This is a genomic window from Nocardiopsis sp. NPDC058789 (genome assembly GCF_042745575.1).
Classification (GTDB): Bacteria; Actinomycetota; Actinomycetes; order Streptosporangiales; family Streptosporangiaceae; genus Nocardiopsis; species Nocardiopsis eucommiae.
The window spans coordinates 244,354-262,294 of record NZ_JBHYOW010000005.1 but is presented as its reverse complement, the minus strand read 5'-3'; the positions used below and the strand labels follow the sequence as shown (position 1 = coordinate 262,294).

Below are 17,941 nucleotides of genomic sequence, written 5' to 3'. Positions count from 1 at the left end.
TGCTCCCGGGGGGTCGGTCCGTGGAGGGCGTCGGACCCCGCCAGTTTGTATAGAGTCCCAACTAATTGTCAACGGTCTCCGCCACCCCGATCCGGGCGGTGGTCACGCCCGCTCCCGCTCATCCCACACCGCACGGGTGAGTTCGTACTCGACCGAGGCCACCACGTTTCCGACTACGGCAGCGGCAGGGCACCCGAGTCCAGGCCGTGGATCATCACGGCGGCGCCGCCACGGGACGCGGCGCTCATGCCGAGGGCGGAGGGCTCCACCCGGCACCCGCCCGCCTCGGGGGCGAAGGAGTGCGCCCCGGCCGCCGCGCGACAGCTGGGGAGCAGCCACGGGGCCAGCGGCACGAAGTACCCGCCCACCACCACGGCCCCGGGGTTGACCACGTTGACCAGGGTCGCCACCCCGCGTCCCAGCCAGGTTCCGGCGCGTTCCAGGGCGGCGACGGCCGGACCGTCACCCGCAGACGCGCGCTCGACCACGAGGTCGACCAGGGCGGCGACGTCCCGGCTCTCCAGGGGACGGTCCGCGACCCGGTCCGGCAGGGCGGCACGCAGGATCGCCCCGATCCCGGCCAGCGCCTCCAGACAGCCCCGCCGCCCGCACGAGCACTCCGGGCCGTCGGCGGCCAGTTCCAGGTGGCCGATCTCCCCGGCGGAACCGGCGGCGCCGCGCAGCAGCTCACCGCCGGTGAGCACCCCCGCGCCGATCCCCACCTCGCCGGTCACGTACACCAGGTCCGTGAGTCCGGCCAGGGAGCCGAACCGGTACTCGGCCATGGCGCCGAGGTTGGCGTCGTTGTCGACCAGGACGGTCGCGCCGGCGAGGGCGGAACCCGCCAGCTCCGAGCGGAGGAGGTCGCGCAGAGGCACGTCCCGCCAGTCCAGGTTGGGCGCCCGCGTGACCGTGCCGGTGGGGGAGTCGATCAGCCCGGGAACCGCCACGCTCACCCCGACCACCGCGCGGCCCTCCAGCACGGGCTCGCCGGTCACCTCCCGCAGGACCGTCGCGATCCGGGCCGCGCAGGCCTCCGCCCCCACGGAGCGGGCGTCCAGCGGCACGTGCCGCACCACCAGATCCCGGTGGGCCAGGTCCACGGCGACCACCGAAAGGTAGTCGACGTTGACCTCCACGCCGACGGCGGCCACGGAACGGTCGTCCAGGTCCAGAAGGACACCGGGTCGGCCCACCCGGCGCTGCGGGGTCTGCCCGGTCTCCCGGACCAGACCGCGCTCCATGAGGTCGCTGACCAGGCTGGACACGGTGGTCTTGTTCAGTCCGGTGGCCGTGGCGACGGCGGCACGCGAGCACGGGGAGAGGGCCCGGACGGTCCGCAGCACCGCGCGGAGGTTGTTCTCACGGATGGTGTGCAGACCCGCCGTGCCGGTACCGGCCGCCACCGCGCCCCCTCGAAATCCCGTTGCCCCCGTCTGCGGGGCGCTGGTTGGATTCCCATCATGGTGCCTGCAGACGTCTTCCGAGACCAACCCGTCCTCGTGGGGGAACGGGTGCGGTTGGAACCGCTCGGCGCGGCCAACGCGGACGAGGTCATCCCCGCCCTCGTGGACATGGATCCGCAGGTGCGCAGGCTCACCGGCACCCACCAGGAGTTCACCCCCGAACAGCTGCGCCGCGTGTTCACGGAGCGGGAGCACCGGCACGACCGGGCCGACTGGCTGATCCGCGCCCCGGACGGCACGGCCGTCGGAGACTGCGCGCTGCTCGACCTCGACCCGGACAACGCCGAGGCGCACTACCGGATCGCGCTCAACTCCATGGCGTGGACCGGCCGGGGCTACGGCACCGAGGCCACCGACCTGGTCCTGGAGTACGCCTTCGCGACAGCCGGGCTGCACCGGGTGGCCCTGGAGGTGTTCGCCTTCAACCCCAACGCCGAACGCTCCTACGCCAGGTCGGGGTTTGTCCGCGAGGGCGTGTGGCGCCAGCACCTGCGCTGGGACGGCGCCTGGCACGACGCGGTCCTGATGTCGATCCTGGACCACGAGTACGCCGAACTCCGCCGTGGGCGTGGCTGATCGAGGGGAGGCACGGGGGACGGCGTTAGTGTCGTGTGCATGCCCGTCCCGGACTTCGTCACCCAGATGCGCGAGCACGTCGGCCACTCCCTCCTCCCCCTGGTGGGGGTGACCGGAGTGGTGCTCGACGATGACGGCCGGGTGCTGCTGCACCAGCGTTCCGACGACGGACGCTGGGCCACCCCCGGCGGCATCCTCGAACCGGGGGAGCAGCCCGCCCAGGCGGTGGTCCGCGAGGTGTGGGAGGAGACAGGCGTACGGGTCGAGGTGGACCGCCTGGTGAGCGTGGTCGCTCAGGAGCCGCACACCTATCCCAACGGCGACCGGGTGCAGTTCCTCGACCTCGCCTTCCGCTGCCGCCCCGTCGGAGGCGAACCCAGGATCGACGGCGACGAGAGCCTGGACGTGGACTGGTTCACGGAGTCCGAGACGCCGCCCATGGCCGAGCGCGTCCTCGAACGCATCCGCTGGGCCCGCCGCGACGAGGGCGAGCCGTACTACGTCAGCTGATCGGTTCCGGACCGCCCTGCTCGCTGCTGAACGGCGCCACCGAGCGCCACGCCCTGGAGGAGTACGTCCGGGCAGCCGAGCGGCGGGCGGGACACGTCCGTCAGCTCCACTGGCGGCGCATGGTCCAGCGGTCCGAGGCGGCGTCACGGGAGATGTCGATGATGCTGGGCTGGCCGGTCTCGGACTCGGCCGCGACCCGGAGCAGGTGGATGTGCGTGGCGGGTACGCCCGGGGCGCCGGGCCGCGCGGGCCAGTCACCGATGATCCGACGCACACGGAAGGTGTGGCCGCGCCAGGTGAACCGGACCGGGTGACCACGGTCGGTGGAACGGACGTTGATCTGGTCGTTCAGGAGACTCACGAGGGACAGTCTATCGAACACCTGTTCGAACACGTCAAGTCTCCTGAGGGTGGCGCGGGTCGCGCTTCGTGGAGAAGCTCCTGGTCGCAGCGGTGGATGCCGGGGCTGGCGGGCTACAGGAACACCCGGCCCCGGCGGTCGCGGTCGCGCAGGGCGGCCATGCGGCGGGTGTTGCCGGGGTGTCGGGAGAGCAGGTGATAGAGCAGCAGCGAGCAGCCCCGGTCCGTGTGGGCCCGGGCGGCCATCTCGCCCAGGTTCACCCGCCGGTACAGGGTCGGGCCTCCGGCGTAGAGCCGCACCCCGTGCGCGCCCTCGGGCACGTGCGCGTGGGCGTGGTTGTCGGCGGTGTACTCGCAGGCCCGGGACAGCGCCGAGCCGAGGCCGGGGACCAGGTCGGCGCCGAGGGTGGCCACCCGCCGCCAGTAGCCCGTGTGACCGGCGGCGAGGTGGCCCACCTGGTGCGCGACGAGGAAGGCGAGGGCCTCCCGGTCCCGGGGGAGGCCGTGGTCGTCGAAGACCGCGTCGGGCAGCACCAGGTAGCGCCGGAGTCCGTGCGCGGCGGCGTCCGCGCGCACCGAGACCGGCCCCGGCCGGACGTAGGCCTCCGGGCGCCGGGCCAGCCCCATGTCCCGCGCCAACGAACCCACCACCCGGTACGCCTCGGGGAACTGGGTCGGAGAGATCCGGACCGACTCGGCGCGTTCGCGGGCGTACCGCAGGCCGCGCGCCGACCAGCAGACCAACGGCACCGTGACCAGTGCCAGCGCCGTCCACAGCAGCGAACCCGACACCGACCACACCAGGCGCAGCAGCACCGCGGTCAGCGCCAGCGTCACCGTCACGGCCAGGGCCAGCAACGGTCTCTCCCAGGGGTGAGCCGAGGCCGGGACGACCTCCTCGTCGGAGTCGGCGGGGTACGGTTCGCTCGCCTGTGGGGAGGGCTGGTGCGCCGACCACGGTCCGGGGGCGGCGGTGCAGCCGGGGACCCCGTGGACCGCGCTGGTCGGTGAGGTCCCCCAAGACGGCATGGAATGTCGCATACTGCTCCCCTCGGGCCGCCCGTGTCAGGGAATGACTACTCCCTGTGCCTAAATATTACTTTCCGCTTCCCTTCGTGTGGTGTGGCGGAGGCGGCGTGTCCGGGCTCAGGGGTGTTCGTACCGGCGGAACTCCTCCGCGAGCTCGTCGAGGAAGTGGTCGACCTGGGCCGGGTCGTACCCCGGGCGGGCCCGGGTGGTGGCGAACTGGACGCGCTCCACCTCGGCGGAGCTGAGCGTGGCGCGGTCCGGCCTCCCTTGGAGAAGGACCTCCAGGGTGTACTCGGCGCGGTCCAGGAACTCGTCCACCTCCTGCTCGTTGTAGCCGGTGGTCAGTCGGGTGGTGGCGAAGCGCTTCTCCCTGATGTCCTGGGGCGCCATCCGGGGGCCGTCCGCCGGGGTGCCGGGCGGCGGGCCGGGACGGCGCGGGTCCGCGTACCCCGTCCCCTGGCCGGGGTGGGGCGGGCGGGGCCCGTCCTGGCCCGGGCGCGGAGGCAGGGGCGGCGGCGCGGCGGGCTGGCCCAGGCCGCGTCCGGCGAGGTCGGCGACGACGAGGTCGAGGAAGTCGTCCACCTCGTCCTCGCGGTAGCCGGGGCTCATCCGGGTGGTGCGGAACCGGGAGTTGCGGATCTCGTCCGCGGTGAGCAGCGGTCCGGTGCGCGGCCCGCCCTCCAGCGCGACCAGCGTCGCCTCGATCCGGTCGAGGAGCGCGTCCACGTCCTCCTCGTTGTAACCCGGGCGCAGACGCACCGTGTGGAACTTCTTGTTGCGGATGTCCGCCGGTGTCAGAGGCATGGTCCCCATTGTGCAGTTCACGAGGTTCGTAGGTGCGCTATCGCGCGTTCGCGTGTGCGTCCCGGGTGCTCCGGTCGTCCGTCGGACGGTGCCGGGGCCGTCCCCGGCCGGGCGGACGCACACGCGGAGGGCGGACACGGGAAGGCAGGGGGGAACTCATGGTTCGCATTATGCCGAGAGGAGGTGACCCGTGCCACACCGGCCGGTGGTTCCGGCCGGTGCGGACGCGGAACGGGCGCCGGTCGGGTGTCCTCACGGCCGACGTCTTCCTTGTAAGACGCTCCGGCCGGGAGAAGGTTTACCTGAATCCAAAAGAATAACCAGAATTATCGAGCGCGGTTACTCAGTGCATTCAAAGGTTCATTGTGATGTTTTCGAGATCAGTGATCATGCATTTGATCTTTGGCTGGACTGTATTGTCATCGTAGGGAATGGAAAGCAACTCAGCCGGTTCTTCCGGCTCTTGCCCTCTGCGGGCCGAAACCGCGCAAGCTCTCTATTTTCGCAGGTCATAGGCTTCTGTGTGCCTTGGCCGTCCCCCATTCGACCCTGGTCCGTGATTCCGCGTTCCGAGACTTCCCGCCTTTGTGTTCCGGCGGTGGAAGCCCAGACCAGGCCTGGCCCCGACCCATGTGGGCCTGGACGATCCACACGAGGATTGATCTTGAAGAACGCTTCTCGAATCTCCGCACGCCGCGTGCTCCAGGGCGGTGTCGCCTTCGCCGCGCTGGGCGCCCTCACCCTGGGCGCCGCCTCGCCCGCCCACGCCGACACCTACGGGTGGGGCTACGCCTCGGCCCTGGGCGCTTCCTCGCCCACGCAGACCTACATCACCAAGGACCAGACGGTCTCGGACTCCTTCAGTGGCGCCATCGGTGAGTGGCTGACCGTCGAGGGCACCACCACGGCCACCGTGAACTCCAGCGGGGCCACCGGCACCGCCGTGGTCGACACCGCGCGCATCGTCATCACCGAGGCCGACCTCCCCGGCATCCTCGACCCCGAGGAGGACGAGGACGAGGACGAGGACGAGGAGACCCCGGACGACGCCGAGGACGACGCCGAGGACGACGCGACCGAGGGCGACGACGCTCCCGAGGGCGAGGAGACCCCCGAGGACGGTGACAACGAGGGTGGCACCGACGTCCCGGACGACGGCGGCACCGACCAGCCCTCGGAGGAGCCGACCGAGGAGCCCACCACGCAGCCGACCGAGGAGCCCTCCGACCCGGCCGAGGCCGGTGACGACGAGGACGCGGAGAACACGACGGCCTCCGCCGACGTCATCGAACTCGACGAGGAGAACTCCGAGCTGGTCGACGCCGGCAGCGACGTCCTGCTCGAGGCCACCATCCACGGTGCCAGCGTCTCCACCAGCCAGGGCTGGGACGGGGCCGTCAACCACGGCTTCGACGCCGGGGTCCTCGGCGCCTCCACCCTCCAGGCCGACGTCGAGGGCGAGACCGTCGACCTCGTGGTGTCGCTGGAGCCCGTCAGCGCGGTCCACGAGACCGAGGACGCCGGGTTCGTCTGGAACGACGCCATCACCGACATGTACATCACCTTCAGCGTCGGCGACGAGATCGTCTCCGGTTTCCTGATCGCCGAGAGCGCCGCGGGCATCACCACCGGCACGGTCGACGGTGGTGGCGACGACGGTGGCGACGACGACGCCAAGAACCCGCCGGTCAAGGAGCGCGACTCGGACACCGTCCCGAAGACGGAGGCCAAGGACGCCCAGCCCCTGGCCCAGACCGGTTCTCCGCTCGCCGGCCTGATCGCGGCCGGTGCGGCGATCGCCGCCGGTGGTGGCGCCGCCGCCTACCTGGCGCGTCGCAGGAAGAAGAGCGGCGAAGAGGCCCCCGCGACCAACGAGGGCTAGTCCGCTCCCGCGCCCTCCGGCCCCGGCCCTCCGGCCGAGTGAGGTGACCGGCCCGGCAGGCGCGGGGTGACTGACGCGGGCGGGCCCCGGGGATCTCTCCCCGGGGCCCGCCTCCGTGTGTGTCCGGGTGGCGCCTATCCGCGCAGGAGGTAGGTGGCCAGGCCGCGCGCGATGGCGTCGGCGGCGCGCTCACGCCACTCTGGGTCCTCCAGGAGCTCCGCGTCCTCGGCGTTGCGCATGTTGCCCGCCTCCAGGAACACCTTCGGGACCGTGGACATGTTCAGCCCGCCCAGGTCCGTGCGTTCGTCCAGCCCGTCCTCGGCCAGGTAGTCGGCGTAGGGGATATCGCTCCCCTCCAGGTACTCGCGGCGGAGGTCCTCCGCGAGCAGCGCGGAGGGCTCGACGATCTCCTCGGTGAAGCCGCTCACCTCGCCCGGGGTGATGACGTGGAAGCCCCGCCCCGAACCCGGGCCGCCGTCCGCGTGGATGGACAGCGCGACGTCCGCCTCGTTCTCGTTGCCGATCTCGGCGCGTTCGTCGACGCACGGCCCCACGCCCTCGTTGTCCTCGCGCGTGAGGACCACCGTGGCGCCGTCCGCCTCCAGCCGTTCCCGGACGAGCAGGGACAACTCCCAGTTGAACTCGTGTTCGGGGTAGCCGTTGACGCTCTCGGCGCCGACCGTGTCACAGGCCTTCTCGCCGGGCCCGGCGGGTACCAGCGCGTTGATCTCGCTCGGGGCGTCGGCGTTGCCCCCGTTGTGTCCGGGGTCGATGACCACGACACGGTCACCGAGGGGCCCCTCGCCGGGGGGTGGCGCCTCGTCGTCGTCGGTGGAGGCGCCGGACCCGTCCTCCGGACCGGGGAGCGGAGGCGCCGCCGTGGGGTCGGTCCCGGGAGCTCCGCCCGCCGGGGACGAGCAGCCCGCGGTCCAGACGACGGCGAGCGTGAGCAGGGCCAGGGAGCGGACGGCGCGGCTCCGGCGCCCTGTGGGTGCGCAGACGAGCATGCCTCAAACCTAGCCGTTGTCCGAGACCCCGTCGTACCCGTACAAACACGGACGAAGGGCTCACGTCGCGCCTGACGTCCGGCGCGCCCCCGCCTGGCGGAGGGCGTCCCCGGCGCCCCGTCGCGCCCCCCGGGCCGGACCCGGAACCGGTGGGATCACCCACTCCGACCGGCGGCGGCGGGGCTCGGCTCCGGGGCGGCGGGACTCCGAGGACGGGGCGGGGCGCTCGGCGTTCGAGGGGGCGCCACGGGCCTCCACCGCCCCTCACCAGCCTCCCCTCTGGTGCGCTGTTCCGTTCGGTTCCGCGTTCCATCAGCTCACAACCGTGCGCCGGTGACACTCCGAGGGCGGTGAAACGCCGTCCCCCGGCGACGGAACGGTTTCCGTTTCGTGATCAAGCGACTAGGCTCGCCGTGTGGAGCGCCCCGCACACGGCACTCCGCGCCGAACTCGTCTACGACCGGGTACGGGGTGTGCGCACCCTCCCCGGAAAACACCGCCCCCGGCCCGCCAGGCTGGCCGGATCACCCCGCTCCGACGCCACGGCGTCGGGTCGGGACCGGCCCCGGGCCGGTCATCCCCCAGATGCAACAGGAGTGTCGTGGTGACTCCCGCCAGAACGTCCGTTCGCCGCCTCCTGGTGGGCGGCACCCTCTTCACCGCCCTCGGCGCGCTCGGGGTCGTGTCCGCGTTCCCCGCGTCGGCCGACCAGCTGGTCTGGGCCAACGCGCAGGCCTGGGTCGGTGACGGTGACCTCGTCTCGGGGTACTCCACCGCGATCAGCTTCGGCGGTGCGACCGAGGACGAGGCCGGGGCCGATCCTGTCGTGGGCGCCCTCGCGCCGTTCGCGCGGGTCGAGGGGGAGAGCCGCACGCTGGTCAACGACAGGGGCGCGCTGGCCCAGTCGGTCGTGGAGCGGGCGACGGTCCGGATCGGGGTCGACGACCTCATCGGTCTCGGCATGATCGACCCGGTCGAGGGCGCGCCCGGGGAGGCGGGGGAGACCCCCACGGCGGAACCCGAGGGGGGCACCGCGCCACCCGACGGGGACGAGGGCCCGTCCGAGGAGGGGGAGGCCGGTGACCAGGGGCCGCGGTGGTCGGACCGGCCCACTCCGGACACCCCCTTCCAGGACCCCTCGGAGGACCCCGGCGCCACGCCCTCCGAGGAGGACGTGGTGGTTCTGGACGAGGAGGAGACCGAGACCGTCTCCGTCGACTCCAACGCGGTCGAGTTCTCCCTCACGGACGTGCGGACCAGCGCGGCGGCGGCCTACGACGGCGCCACGGAGACGACCTTCGAGTACGGGGAGCTGACCGCCTTCGGTGAGCCCGTGACCGGCTTCGACGGCGACCACCTGGCGGAGGAGACCCTGGAGGTCCTCGACGAGAGGGGCCGGACACTGGTCGAGGTGCCCGTCAGCGTCCGCTTCGTGACCAGCGCCGACACCTTCGACGACGTGGACGAGGACTGGGAGGGTGAGGGCGTGCGCTCCTCGTTCTCCGTCTCGGTCCGGGTCGGAGACCCCGCACTGGGCCAGGGCTTCACCGTGGACTTCGCCGACTCCTGGGCGATCGGTTCCACCCACATCGCGGCGGACGCGCCCGGTGAGGGGGAGCGCGGCGAGGGGGAACGGGAGACGCCGGCCGCGAGCCAGCGGTTGGCCACCACGGGGAGCTCCCTCGTGGCGCTGGTGACCGCGGCGGTGGTGGCGGTCGGCGGCGGTGCCGCGGCGACCTTCCTGGCGCGCAAGCGGACCACCGCCATGGACGACCAGATCGAGGACTGACGGTGGTCGGTCCGCCCCGGTCGGGGGCCCGGGCGGGGACCCGCGCCCGGGTGGTGCGTGAGGGAGGGCGGGCCACCCCGTCTGGGTGGCCCGCCCTGAGAAATCTGTCAGCAGCCGGAACGTGTCCAGCCGTTCCCCCCGGAATCGGCACAGACCGGGGAGATCACTCCGTGCGCTGGCTGGGGATTCCGGCCAGCAGGGCGCGGACCTCAGTCTCGCGGTAGCGGCGGTGGCCACCCAAGGTGCGGATCGAGGTCAGCTTGCCCGCCTTGGCCCAGCGTGTCACGGTCTTGGGGTCAACGCGGAACATGGTGGCAACCTCGGCGGGGGTCAACAGGGGCTCCGCCTCGGGCGTGCGAGTCGACATGTGTACGGCCTCTCCTCCTGGATCTGTGTGCCGATCCTTGAGCCTGATTCCTGGCACTTGGCCCGGATGTCCAATAGTCCCACTTGAGTCCTATTGATATCACCCGAGGTGTTTGCGCGACCACTCCAAGCAACTTTGCACGTGGGAGGCCATTGAAAGCCGCCCGTGGCCGCGTCACGCTAAGTGATTCTAGCGACACGTTTAGTGGCATGTGGCGTATTCGGTCAAAACTTCGTTCTCGGGCCTCGTTTTTCTCGATCCGGAGAACCCGAAGTGCTAGGGCGGAGCTGACCGAAACCCGGGGGCCGGCTCTGGGGGAGGAGGGCGCGGGCCCTGGTCAGTCGCGGTTCGGGGTGGCGTGGGGTGGGGTGGCGGCCGGGGGGCCGGTCGCGCTGCGGCAGGGGGGTCGGGCCACGTGGATCCTCGTTGTGGCAGGGGTTTCCCGGTTACTCTGAGTGCTCTCTGTGGTCGACTCGCTACAGTCTACGCTGATCCCTATCGGGCGTTATGCCCAGTTTCACGGCGCTTGGTGGGGCGTTCTCGCGGGGTGGTCGCGCGCACGGCCGTCACGTGCGAAAAGACGGTTTCGTGCGACTGAGAAACCTGGTGTACCAGGTTGGGGTACGGCGTGGCGCCTCCCCGTCCCGGCTCGCGTGCCGACCGGGATGACGACAGGGCGCCCGGGGTGTCCACGAAAGATCGACCGGAACATGACGGTCAGTTGGCGTGCTCCAGGGCTCGCACCGACCTCCAGCGCCGAGTGAGCCGCCCGCGCAGCTCCTTCACCCGTGAGCCCTCGCCCTTGGCGAGCGCCTCCACGGCCTCGGCCACCTCGGCCACCGAGTGGTCCTCGCTCAGGTGCTCGTCACTGAGCAGGTGCGGCAGTCCCCCGTAGTCCAGTTCGAGCAGGGACTCGGGGTGCGCGGTCGTGGCCAGCCACTCCGTGAGCGCCTCCGCCGAGGAGGACACCGCGTGCTCTCCGACGCGTTCGCGCAGCACCGCGGCGGTGTGGTCGAGGCGGCGCCGGGCCAGCGCGGTCCTGGTCAGGTACAACAGGGTCCTGGTGGGGCCCGCGGACAGCACGAGGCAGCGTTCCTGCGGCTCGAAGGCGACGAACCACGGGATCGGGATCGTCCAGTTGCTGGACAGGATGCCCGGCTCCGCCAACGCGCCCGAGTCGCGCCACTGCCGGTACCCCGTCTCGGCGCGGTCGGCCTCCCTGGCGGGGACGAACGCCTCCACCATCGAGCGGGGCATGGACTCCGTGAACTCCCCGAACGCGCGCCAGGAACGCAGGCGCGTCTGCCACGGGCACACGTACAACCGGTCGTTGACCCGCCGCAGGTAGGCGTCGCCGCTCTCGTCGGAGGGCGCGACCACCGGTGGGGTCGCGATGGTCCTGCCCAGACTCTCCGTGTGCTCCGCCGCCAGGGCGTTCACACGTTTGGGTCGGTCCGGGGACTCCGCGTACCCCTCCCAGTACCGACGGTCACGAGGGGAGAAGGCCGTGATCGGCTGGTAGACGCGCAGATACGCGGTGTAGGGCAGCACGATCGCATCGTGGCACAGATCGTTCCGTCTGGCACTCACCGTGAGAACGACCAGGCGGGGAGGGGTTCCGTGCGCACACCACATCCGTCACACCCGGGTGGCGTAGGCACGGTGGGGTCCGACCAGGTACGGTTGTATGTGTACGTAAGCTGGCGCCAGACGTCAGTCGCGTTTGACGGCCGTCAGCCTGGTAGTGCGGGTTAGTAAGTGATCTGGGGTTCGTCGGAACCCAATCGTTGAGGGGGTCGAGCCAATGGGGCGCGGCCGAGCCAAGGCCAAGCAGCAGAAGGTCGCCCGGAAGCTCAAGTACAGCTCCGGTGGGACCGACCTTGAGCGGCTGCGGTCGGAGCTGGGTGTCGCTGAGGACGAGGGGTCTCCCTCCGGGCCGTCGGGTCCGGACGATTCCTACACGGAACCTCAGGACGACCTGATCGACCGCTACGCGGATCTAGCCGACAAGTACTCGGACTCCGACAAGTAGACGTCGGAACCGGTCGAGTCTTTCGGGTCGCTCGGACAACAACCGCTGACCTGTAGCGGTCACGGTCCCCGTCCGGGGGCCGTCGCGGACAGGTGGATATAGCCGGTGCGAACCACTGCGGTGGTTCGCACCGGCTATGTTCGCGTCCTTCGGTCGCGAACGGCACCACCTAGGCGCTCCGGTACTCGCCGTTCAGCACGGCCCGTCCGGAGCCGCCCTTCACCACTCCCAGGCGCCAGGCCTCCACGCCGCGCCCGGCGAGCACGCCCAACGCGCGATCGGCGTCGTCCTCGGCGACGACGGCCACCATGCCCACACCCATGTTGAACGTGGCCTCCATGTCCTCCCGGCTGACCCCGCCCCTCTCCGCCAGGTAGGCGAAGACCGGCGACGGCGCCCACGTGGAGCGGTCCAGTTCGGCGTCCAGCGCCTCCGGCAGCGACCGGGACAGGTTGGCGGCCAGACCGCCACCGGTGATGTGCGAGTACGCGTGCACCTCGACCTCGGCGGTCAGCGCCACGCAGTCCTTCGCGTAGACACGGGTCGGGGTGAGCAGCACCTCACCCAGGACCCCGCCCAGCTCGGGGACCTCGGAGTACAGGTCCAGGTCCGCCTGGTCCACGATGTGGCGGATCAGCGAGTAGCCGTTGGAGTGCGGTCCGGAGGAGGCCATCGCGATCACGACGTCGCCCTCGCGCACCCGGTCCGGACCCAGGATCGCGTCGCCCTCGACCACACCCGTCCCGGCCCCGGCCAGGTCGTACTCCTCGGGGGCCATGGCGCCCGGGTGCTCGGCGGTCTCGCCGCCGATCAGCGCGCACCCCGCCTGGTGGCAGCCCTCGGCGATACCGCCGACGATCTCGGCCACCCGCTCGGGCACCACGGCGCCGGTCGCGATGTAGTCGGTCATGAAGAGGGGCTCGGCGCCACTGACGACCAGGTCGTCGACGACCATCCCCACCAGGTCGATGCCGATGGTGTCGTGCTTGTCCATCTGCTGGGCGAGCATCACCTTGGTGCCCACGCCGTCCGTGGACGTGGCCAGGACCGGGTCCCGGTACCTGGCCGTGTCCAGGCGGAACAGGCCGGCGAATCCACTGGCGTCGGTGACCTGCTCGGGTCGGCGGGTGCGCGCGACGTGACGCTTCATCAGGTCGACGGCGCGCTCACCGGCGGCGATGTCGACGCCCGCGGCCGCGTACGCGCCCGTCGCCCCTGTGCTGTCGGCTGCCACGCGAGTTCTCCTCGTGTTCGGTGGTGTGCGGGTGTTCGCTGTTGAGCGAGCCTCCGGGCCCCGTACCAGGGCACGCCGGAGGGTCCGGAAGGGGTGTCCCGCCGGACGCGGCGGGCCCCGGGCCCGCCGCGCGCGTTACTTGTGGCTGGTGGCCAGGGTGGAGCCCTCGGGGGTGCCGCAGGCCTTCTCCAGCAGGTACTTGCCCTGCGCGTCGGAGTCGACCTCCAGCGGGTACACCCCGTCGAAGCAGGCCCGGCACAGCTGTTCCCTGGGCTGCTCGGAGGCGGCGATGAGCTCCTCCAGGTCCACGTAGGCCAGCGAGTCCGCGTTGACGGACTCCGCGATCTCCTCCACCGACAGGTTCGCGGCGATGAGCTCGGCGCGGGTGGCGAAGTCGATGCCGTAGTAACAGGGCCAGAGCACGGGCGGGCTGGAGATGCGCACGTGCACCTCGGCGGCCCCGGCGTCACGCAGCATCCGGACCAGCGCCCGCTGGGTGTTGCCGCGCACGATCGAGTCGTCCACGACCACCAGGCGGCGGCCCTCGATGACCTCACGCAGGGGGTTCAGCTTGAGTCGGATGCCCAGCTGGCGCAGGGTCTGACTGGGCTGGATGAACGTGCGCCCCACGTAGGAGTTCTTCACCAGGCCCTGGGCGAACGGGATGCCGCTGGCCTCCGCGTAGCCCACCGCGGCGGGGGTGCCGGACTCGGGCACCGGGATCACGAGGTCGGCCTCGACCGGGTGCTCCTTCGCCAGGCGGCGGCCCACCTCCACCCGGGTGGAGTTCACGTTGCGCCCGTTGATGGTGGTGTCCGGTCGCGCCAGGTAGACGTACTCGAACAGGCAGCCCTTGCGCTGGGTGGGGGCGAAGCGGCGGGAGCGGACCCCGTCGCCGTCGATCACCAGGAGTTCGCCGGGTTCGATCTCGCGGACGACCGTGGCGCCCACGATGTCCAGGGCGGCGGTCTCACTGGCCACCACCCAGCCGCCGGAGCCCGAGTTCTCCCCGAGGCGGCCCAGGACGAACGGACGGATGCCCTGGGGGTCGCGCGCGGCGAAGAGGGTGTCCTCGTCCATGAAGACGAGGGAGAAGGCGCCCCGCACCTGGGGCAGCAGCTCCAGGGCCGCGTCCTCCAGGGTGTGGCCCTCCCTGGCGCGGGCCGCGAGGAGGTTGGTGAGCACCTCGGTGTCGGTGGTCGCGCCCCGGCGCTGGTCGGGCAGCATCGCGGCCAGTTCCGGGGTGTTGATGAGGTTGCCGTTGTGACCGAGTGCCAGACCTCCCTCACGCGCGGTGTAGAAGGTCGGCTGGGCGTTCTCCCACACCGGTGAACCGGTGGTGGAGTAACGGCAGTGGCCGATCGCGAGGTGGCCCTTCAGGGAGTCGAGCGTCGCCTCGTTGAAGACCTGGGAGACGAGTCCCATGTCCTTGTAGACGACGATCCGTTCCCCGTCGCTCGTGGCGATGCCCGCGGATTCCTGCCCGCGGTGCTGGAGAGCGTAGAGGCCGAAGTAGGTGAGCTTGCTGACTTCTTCGCCGGGTGCCCAGACCCCGAAAACGCCGCAGGCGTCCTGCGGGCCGCGTTCGAGCGGATCGAGGTCCATGGAGAGCCGGCCGTCGGAGTACGACACACGCACAGCTTAGCCGCTGCCCGGCGCCGGGGGGTCACTCGGGGGCGGAAGGACCGGGACCCGTCCCGTCGTCCGACCACAGCGGCAGGTGGGGGGACAGGTCGGAGCGCACGCCGCTGGCCCGCACCCCGTGGTCGTGCACGGCTCCGTCCCAGTCGGTCTCGCCCACGGCCAGCCGCAGCCAGGTGAGGGGGTCGGTCTCCACCACCCCCGGCGGGGTGCCCCGGGTGTGCGTGGGTCCCTCGATCACCTGGACCGCGCCGTACGGGGGGACGCGGACCTCCAGGCTGCGGCCCGGGACGCGGTCCGCCAGCACGGCCAGGCTGCACCGCACGGCGGCCTTCACCGCCGGGCGGAGCGGCACCCGGGTGCGCAGGACCGCCCGCGCGGCCGTCGCGACGGCCTCCTCGTCGGTGCCCGTGAAGGCCGGTTCGCCCAGGGCGGAGAGCTGTTCGTCCAGGGCGGAGCGCAACCGGCGCACGGAGCTCGGAGTCAGGGCTGAAGACATGCACGAGATCCTAGGGCGCGGCGCCGACCGGGCCGGGTTCTTCGAGGTCAGGGCCCTGGCCTCGGGTTGTGGGGAAGGGTTGACGCCGGGGGTGCTTGTCATTGCGAGGTAATGGACCGAAGGTGGACATAGGGGGATTCGGTGGGAGCTGTTCGCCGGTCTCCGAGCGATCGAGTGATTCGTGTCTCAGCGCCCCGCTGGCCAGGGGGAGCGGGACACGGTAGCGTCCCGAACCGTCCCGGTGTCGTCCGAGATTGGGAGGATTGCGAGGGGACCCGCGCTGGTGGCGTTCCACGCGTCGACACAGGCAGATGAACAAGGGGTGACCGCACCCGGACCCGCCTCCCCCAATCGGGGTCCGGACGTGCTCGTCCCTGACTGTCGCGCTGAAGCAGCTGGTCAGCGCCCTTAACATCCACCAAGGAAGACCACCGCACCATCGGGAGAACGACGTGCGCCTGCGCTTGCGCCCGCGTGATGACAGTTACTACGAGATGTTCACCGACTCGGCGAACAACCTGGTCATCGGAGCCCGCCTGCTGGTGGAGCTGATGAGCGACGGGGCCGACCGGGAGGCCATCACCGAGAAGATGCGTGCCTGCGAGCACGCGGGTGACGACGCCACCCACGCGATCATGCGCCGACTCAACAAGAGCTCGGCCCCTCCCCTGCACCGGGAGGACATCTACCGCCTGGCCTCCAACCTCGACGACGTCATCGACTCGATGGAGGCGGCCGTCGACCTCATCAACCTGTACGGGCTGGAACAGCTGCCCAAGGGCATCATCGACCAGATCGAGGTGCTGGAGAGAGCGGCCGAACTCACCGCCGAGGCCATGCCCCGTCTGCGGTCCATGAAGGACCTCACCCGCTACTGGATCGAGATCAACCAGCTGGAGAACCAGGCCGACCGCATCTACCGCAAGCTCCTGGCGAAGCTCTTCAGCGGTGAGTACGACGCGCTGACGGTCCTCAAGCTCAAGGACGTCATCGAGGAACTGGAGACCGCCGCCGACGCCTTCGAGCACGTGGCCAACACGGTCGAGACCATCGTGGTGAAGAACGGCTAGGAAGGCCGCCCCCGGCCCCCGGATGACCCTGACCCCCGGATGCCCCCGGACCCCGCACCGGTCCCCGGACACCCCCACCCCCGTCGATCCTCACCTCCCCGGGGCGTGGGCCTCCAGGGCGATGGCCAGAGCCAGCCGCATGTCGGGCTGGTCCAGGCCGAGCGGGGTCACCTCGGCCATCCTCCGCATCCGGTGCCGGACGGTGTTGGGGTGCACGCCTAGCTCCCCGGCCGCCGCGTTGGGGTCGCCCTGGGCCCGGAGCCAGGCGCGCAGGGTGCGCGCGTACTCCGAGCCGTGCTCGGCGTCGTGCCGGGTCAGGACGGCCACCGGGCCGTCGGCGGGTCGGCGCCCGGACGCCGAGGCCATCCGCAGGCGGTGGATGAGCACGTCGCCCCAGGACTCGTCGTAGGCCACCGCCGCGCCCTCGGGGCGGGCGGCGTGCAGGGTGAGGCTCTCGTCCGCCTCCCGGCGGCTCGCCACCAGCCCGGCGAGGTCGGCGGGGGCACCGATCCCGGCGTTCACCACCACGTGGGCGGGCAGCCCCCGGGTGGTCTCCGCCACCCACGCCCGGGCCGGGGCGGGGTCGGCCCCGCAGGGCAGGACCGTGTAGACCGTGCTCCCGAACACGGTGCTCCGCCCCTGCCGTGACCAGCCGAAACCGGTGGTGGCCCGCTCGAAGGTCATGAGGGTGGCGGAGTGCCGTTCGTCGGGTGTGTGCGCCTGGAGGGCGACCACCCGGTGCGGGGTGTCGGCCAGTCCCAGCCGCCCTGCGGCCTCGGTCGGGTCCATGGCACCCTCCAGCAAGCGGCTGACCAGGTCCGACTCCACCTGGCGTTCCAGGTCCGCGCTCACCCTGGTGCGCAGCAGGTGCAGTGCCACCGTGCGGGCGCCCTCGGACAGCAGCGCCGAGCGCTCGGCGTCCAGCGGTCCCGCGCAGGCCGCCCAGAGCGACCCCAGGAACTCCCGGCCCACCCGCACGGCCACCGCCGTACGGCCGCCCAGCCCCAGCCGGGGCTCCGGCGGGAGGAACACCGGATCGGTGGACGAGGCCAGGTGCGCGATGACCCCGGTGGCCTCCAGATGCCGCTGGAGCGCCTCGGGGACCCCGCGCCCCAGGATGGTGTCCCAACGGGCCTGGTCGGCCTCGGACTGGCGGTTCGAGTACGCGAGGACGCGCAGGCGCGGGTCCTCGATGGTGACCGGTCCGCCGACCCGCGCGGCGATCGTGTCCGCCAGGGCGGGCAGGTCGGCGGGGCCGCGCCCCGCCTCGGTCTCGCCGCCCTCCAGCACCAGCCCGTAGACGACCCCGGCGACCTGGCCCCAGGAGACCGACGGGTCCACGGTCAGCAGGGCGATCCCCAGGTCCCGGGCCCGGACGGCGGCCTCCCCGCGCGGGTCCACCCCGCCCTCCCGTGCGATCCGCACCACCACGGCCAGGGACCGGGACCGGTCAGCCAGGTCGACGGCGTGGAGCGGGTCCTGGACGCCCACGGCGAGCAGGACGTCCGCCTCCTCCGGGCCGGGGTCGGCCGGATCGTGCACCGCCACCCCGCGCAGCACCGTGTCCGGGGCGGGGCGGGGCCCCACCAGCCGGGTGCCGTACGTGCCGAGGATGGTGACCAGCCGGTCCAGCAACACCATCGATGTCACTCCCTTGGACACGTTGTGTGATCTT

At 71.7% G+C, this 17,941-nt stretch carries 17 protein-coding genes; 6 read left to right on the top strand and 11 right to left on the bottom strand.

The genetic code is table 11. From position 1 onward, the window contains the following. Nucleotides 1–173: 173 nt before the first annotated feature. Entirely contained in the window at nt 174–1,406 is a 1,233-nt protein-coding gene (locus tag ACFW3L_RS09080) for an ROK family protein (protein ID WP_378738076.1), read from the bottom strand. Between the two features lie 57 nt (nt 1,407–1,463). Between ACFW3L_RS09080 and ACFW3L_RS09075 the strand changes: the two genes are divergently transcribed. Together ACFW3L_RS09075 and ACFW3L_RS09070 are read left to right on the top strand one after the other, a co-directional pair. Further along, nucleotides 1,464–2,042 (top strand): GNAT family N-acetyltransferase, encoded by a 579-nt coding sequence (locus tag ACFW3L_RS09075; protein ID WP_378738074.1) that lies wholly within the window; start codon nt 1,464–1,466, stop codon nt 2,040–2,042. Between the two features lie 39 nt (nt 2,043–2,081). Further along, a complete protein-coding gene (locus ACFW3L_RS09070) occupies nt 2,082–2,552 on the top strand; it encodes an NUDIX domain-containing protein (protein WP_378738072.1) in 471 nt (156 codons plus the stop codon). A 100-nt stretch (nt 2,553–2,652) separates the two neighbouring features. Here the strand turns inward: ACFW3L_RS09070 and ACFW3L_RS09065 are convergent, their stop codons facing one another. The 3 genes from ACFW3L_RS09065 to ACFW3L_RS09055 form a co-directional block, all read right to left on the bottom strand. Continuing rightward, nucleotides 2,653–2,913, bottom strand: coding sequence for a DUF6504 family protein (locus tag ACFW3L_RS09065; RefSeq protein WP_378738070.1), 261 nt, complete (start codon nt 2,911–2,913; stop codon nt 2,653–2,655). A gap of 113 nt (nt 2,914–3,026) precedes the next feature. Then, on the bottom strand, nt 3,027–3,953 hold the full coding sequence (locus tag ACFW3L_RS09060) for a M48 family metallopeptidase (protein WP_378738068.1): 927 nt from the start codon (nt 3,951–3,953) through the stop codon (nt 3,027–3,029). A 105-nt stretch (nt 3,954–4,058) separates the two neighbouring features. Continuing rightward, the gene (locus tag ACFW3L_RS09055; RefSeq protein WP_378738066.1) at nt 4,059–4,754 is read right to left on the bottom strand and encodes a DivIVA domain-containing protein; all 696 of its coding nucleotides are present in this window, start codon (nt 4,752–4,754) and stop codon (nt 4,059–4,061) included. Nucleotides 4,755–5,409: 655 nt separating this feature from the next. Between ACFW3L_RS09055 and ACFW3L_RS09050 the strand changes: the two genes are divergently transcribed. Then, nucleotides 5,410–6,627 carry an LPXTG cell wall anchor domain-containing protein gene (locus ACFW3L_RS09050; RefSeq protein ID WP_378738064.1) on the top strand — a complete coding sequence of 406 codons (1,218 nt, stop codon included), beginning with the start codon at nt 5,410–5,412 and terminating at the stop codon, nt 6,625–6,627. 134 nt (nt 6,628–6,761) lie between these two features. Here the strand turns inward: ACFW3L_RS09050 and ACFW3L_RS09045 are convergent, their stop codons facing one another. Continuing rightward, the gene (locus tag ACFW3L_RS09045) at nt 6,762–7,634 is read right to left on the bottom strand and encodes an N-acetylmuramoyl-L-alanine amidase (RefSeq protein WP_378738062.1); all 873 of its coding nucleotides are present in this window, start codon (nt 7,632–7,634) and stop codon (nt 6,762–6,764) included. Between the two features lie 604 nt (nt 7,635–8,238). On the opposite strand from ACFW3L_RS09045, the gene ACFW3L_RS09040 reads away from it, so the two are divergent. Continuing rightward, the gene (locus tag ACFW3L_RS09040) at nt 8,239–9,423 is read left to right on the top strand and encodes a hypothetical protein (RefSeq protein ID WP_378738060.1); all 1,185 of its coding nucleotides are present in this window, start codon (nt 8,239–8,241) and stop codon (nt 9,421–9,423) included. A gap of 163 nt (nt 9,424–9,586) precedes the next feature. On the opposite strand, the gene bldC is transcribed toward ACFW3L_RS09040, so the two are convergent. Both bldC and ACFW3L_RS09030 read right to left on the bottom strand, forming a co-directional pair. Then, nucleotides 9,587–9,790 (bottom strand): developmental transcriptional regulator BldC, encoded by a 204-nt coding sequence (gene bldC, locus ACFW3L_RS09035; RefSeq protein WP_013155387.1) that lies wholly within the window; start codon nt 9,788–9,790, stop codon nt 9,587–9,589. A gap of 717 nt (nt 9,791–10,507) precedes the next feature. After that, nucleotides 10,508–11,341 (bottom strand): hypothetical protein, encoded by an 834-nt coding sequence (locus ACFW3L_RS09030; RefSeq protein ID WP_378738058.1) that lies wholly within the window; start codon nt 11,339–11,341, stop codon nt 10,508–10,510. Between the two features lie 253 nt (nt 11,342–11,594). On the opposite strand from ACFW3L_RS09030, the gene ACFW3L_RS09025 reads away from it, so the two are divergent. Further along, the gene (locus ACFW3L_RS09025; protein WP_357756536.1) at nt 11,595–11,822 is read left to right on the top strand and encodes a DUF3073 domain-containing protein; all 228 of its coding nucleotides are present in this window, start codon (nt 11,595–11,597) and stop codon (nt 11,820–11,822) included. Between the two features lie 169 nt (nt 11,823–11,991). Here ACFW3L_RS09025 and purM read toward each other — a convergent pair whose 3' ends face one another. The 3 genes from purM to ACFW3L_RS09010 all read right to left on the bottom strand — a co-directional run bounded on the left by purM (nt 11,992) and on the right by ACFW3L_RS09010 (nt 15,196). After that, the gene (gene purM / locus ACFW3L_RS09020; RefSeq protein WP_378738056.1) at nt 11,992–13,056 is read right to left on the bottom strand and encodes a phosphoribosylformylglycinamidine cyclo-ligase; all 1,065 of its coding nucleotides are present in this window, start codon (nt 13,054–13,056) and stop codon (nt 11,992–11,994) included. A 135-nt stretch (nt 13,057–13,191) separates the two neighbouring features. Beyond that, entirely contained in the window at nt 13,192–14,688 is a 1,497-nt protein-coding gene (gene purF / locus ACFW3L_RS09015; protein WP_378738054.1) for an amidophosphoribosyltransferase, read from the bottom strand. 34 nt (nt 14,689–14,722) lie between these two features. After that, complete coding sequence (locus tag ACFW3L_RS09010; protein WP_378738052.1) at nt 14,723–15,196, bottom strand: sterol carrier family protein; 474 nt, start codon at nt 15,194–15,196, stop codon at nt 14,723–14,725. A 452-nt stretch (nt 15,197–15,648) separates the two neighbouring features. On the opposite strand from ACFW3L_RS09010, the gene ACFW3L_RS09005 reads away from it, so the two are divergent. Further along, the gene (locus ACFW3L_RS09005; protein WP_357756546.1) at nt 15,649–16,266 is read left to right on the top strand and encodes a DUF47 domain-containing protein; all 618 of its coding nucleotides are present in this window, start codon (nt 15,649–15,651) and stop codon (nt 16,264–16,266) included. Nucleotides 16,267–16,356: 90 nt separating this feature from the next. Here the strand turns inward: ACFW3L_RS09005 and ACFW3L_RS09000 are convergent, their stop codons facing one another. After that, a complete protein-coding gene (locus ACFW3L_RS09000; protein ID WP_378738049.1) occupies nt 16,357–17,907 on the bottom strand; it encodes a PucR family transcriptional regulator in 1,551 nt (516 codons plus the stop codon). Nucleotides 17,908–17,941: the final 34 nt, after the last annotated feature.

Excerpts from the sequence above, each read along its gene's own strand:
- ACFW3L_RS09075 (WP_378738074.1), top strand. The coding sequence starts at position 1,464 with ATGGTGCCTGCAGACGTCTTCCGAGACCAACCCGTCCTCGTGGGGGAA.
- ACFW3L_RS09070 (WP_378738072.1), top strand. The coding sequence starts at position 2,082 with ATGCCCGTCCCGGACTTCGTCACCCAGATGCGCGAGCACGTCGGCCAC.
- ACFW3L_RS09060 (WP_378738068.1), bottom strand. The coding sequence starts at position 3,953 with ATGCGACATTCCATGCCGTCTTGGGGGACCTCACCGACCAGCGCGGTC.
- ACFW3L_RS09055 (WP_378738066.1), bottom strand. The coding sequence starts at position 4,754 with ATGGGGACCATGCCTCTGACACCGGCGGACATCCGCAACAAGAAGTTC.
- ACFW3L_RS09045 (WP_378738062.1), bottom strand. The coding sequence starts at position 7,634 with ATGCTCGTCTGCGCACCCACAGGGCGCCGGAGCCGCGCCGTCCGCTCC.
- bldC (WP_013155387.1), bottom strand. The coding sequence starts at position 9,790 with ATGTCGACTCGCACGCCCGAGGCGGAGCCCCTGTTGACCCCCGCCGAG.
- ACFW3L_RS09025 (WP_357756536.1), top strand. The coding sequence starts at position 11,595 with ATGGGGCGCGGCCGAGCCAAGGCCAAGCAGCAGAAGGTCGCCCGGAAG.
- ACFW3L_RS09010 (WP_378738052.1), bottom strand. The coding sequence starts at position 15,196 with ATGTCTTCAGCCCTGACTCCGAGCTCCGTGCGCCGGTTGCGCTCCGCC.
- ACFW3L_RS09000 (WP_378738049.1), bottom strand. The coding sequence starts at position 17,907 with ATGGTGTTGCTGGACCGGCTGGTCACCATCCTCGGCACGTACGGCACC.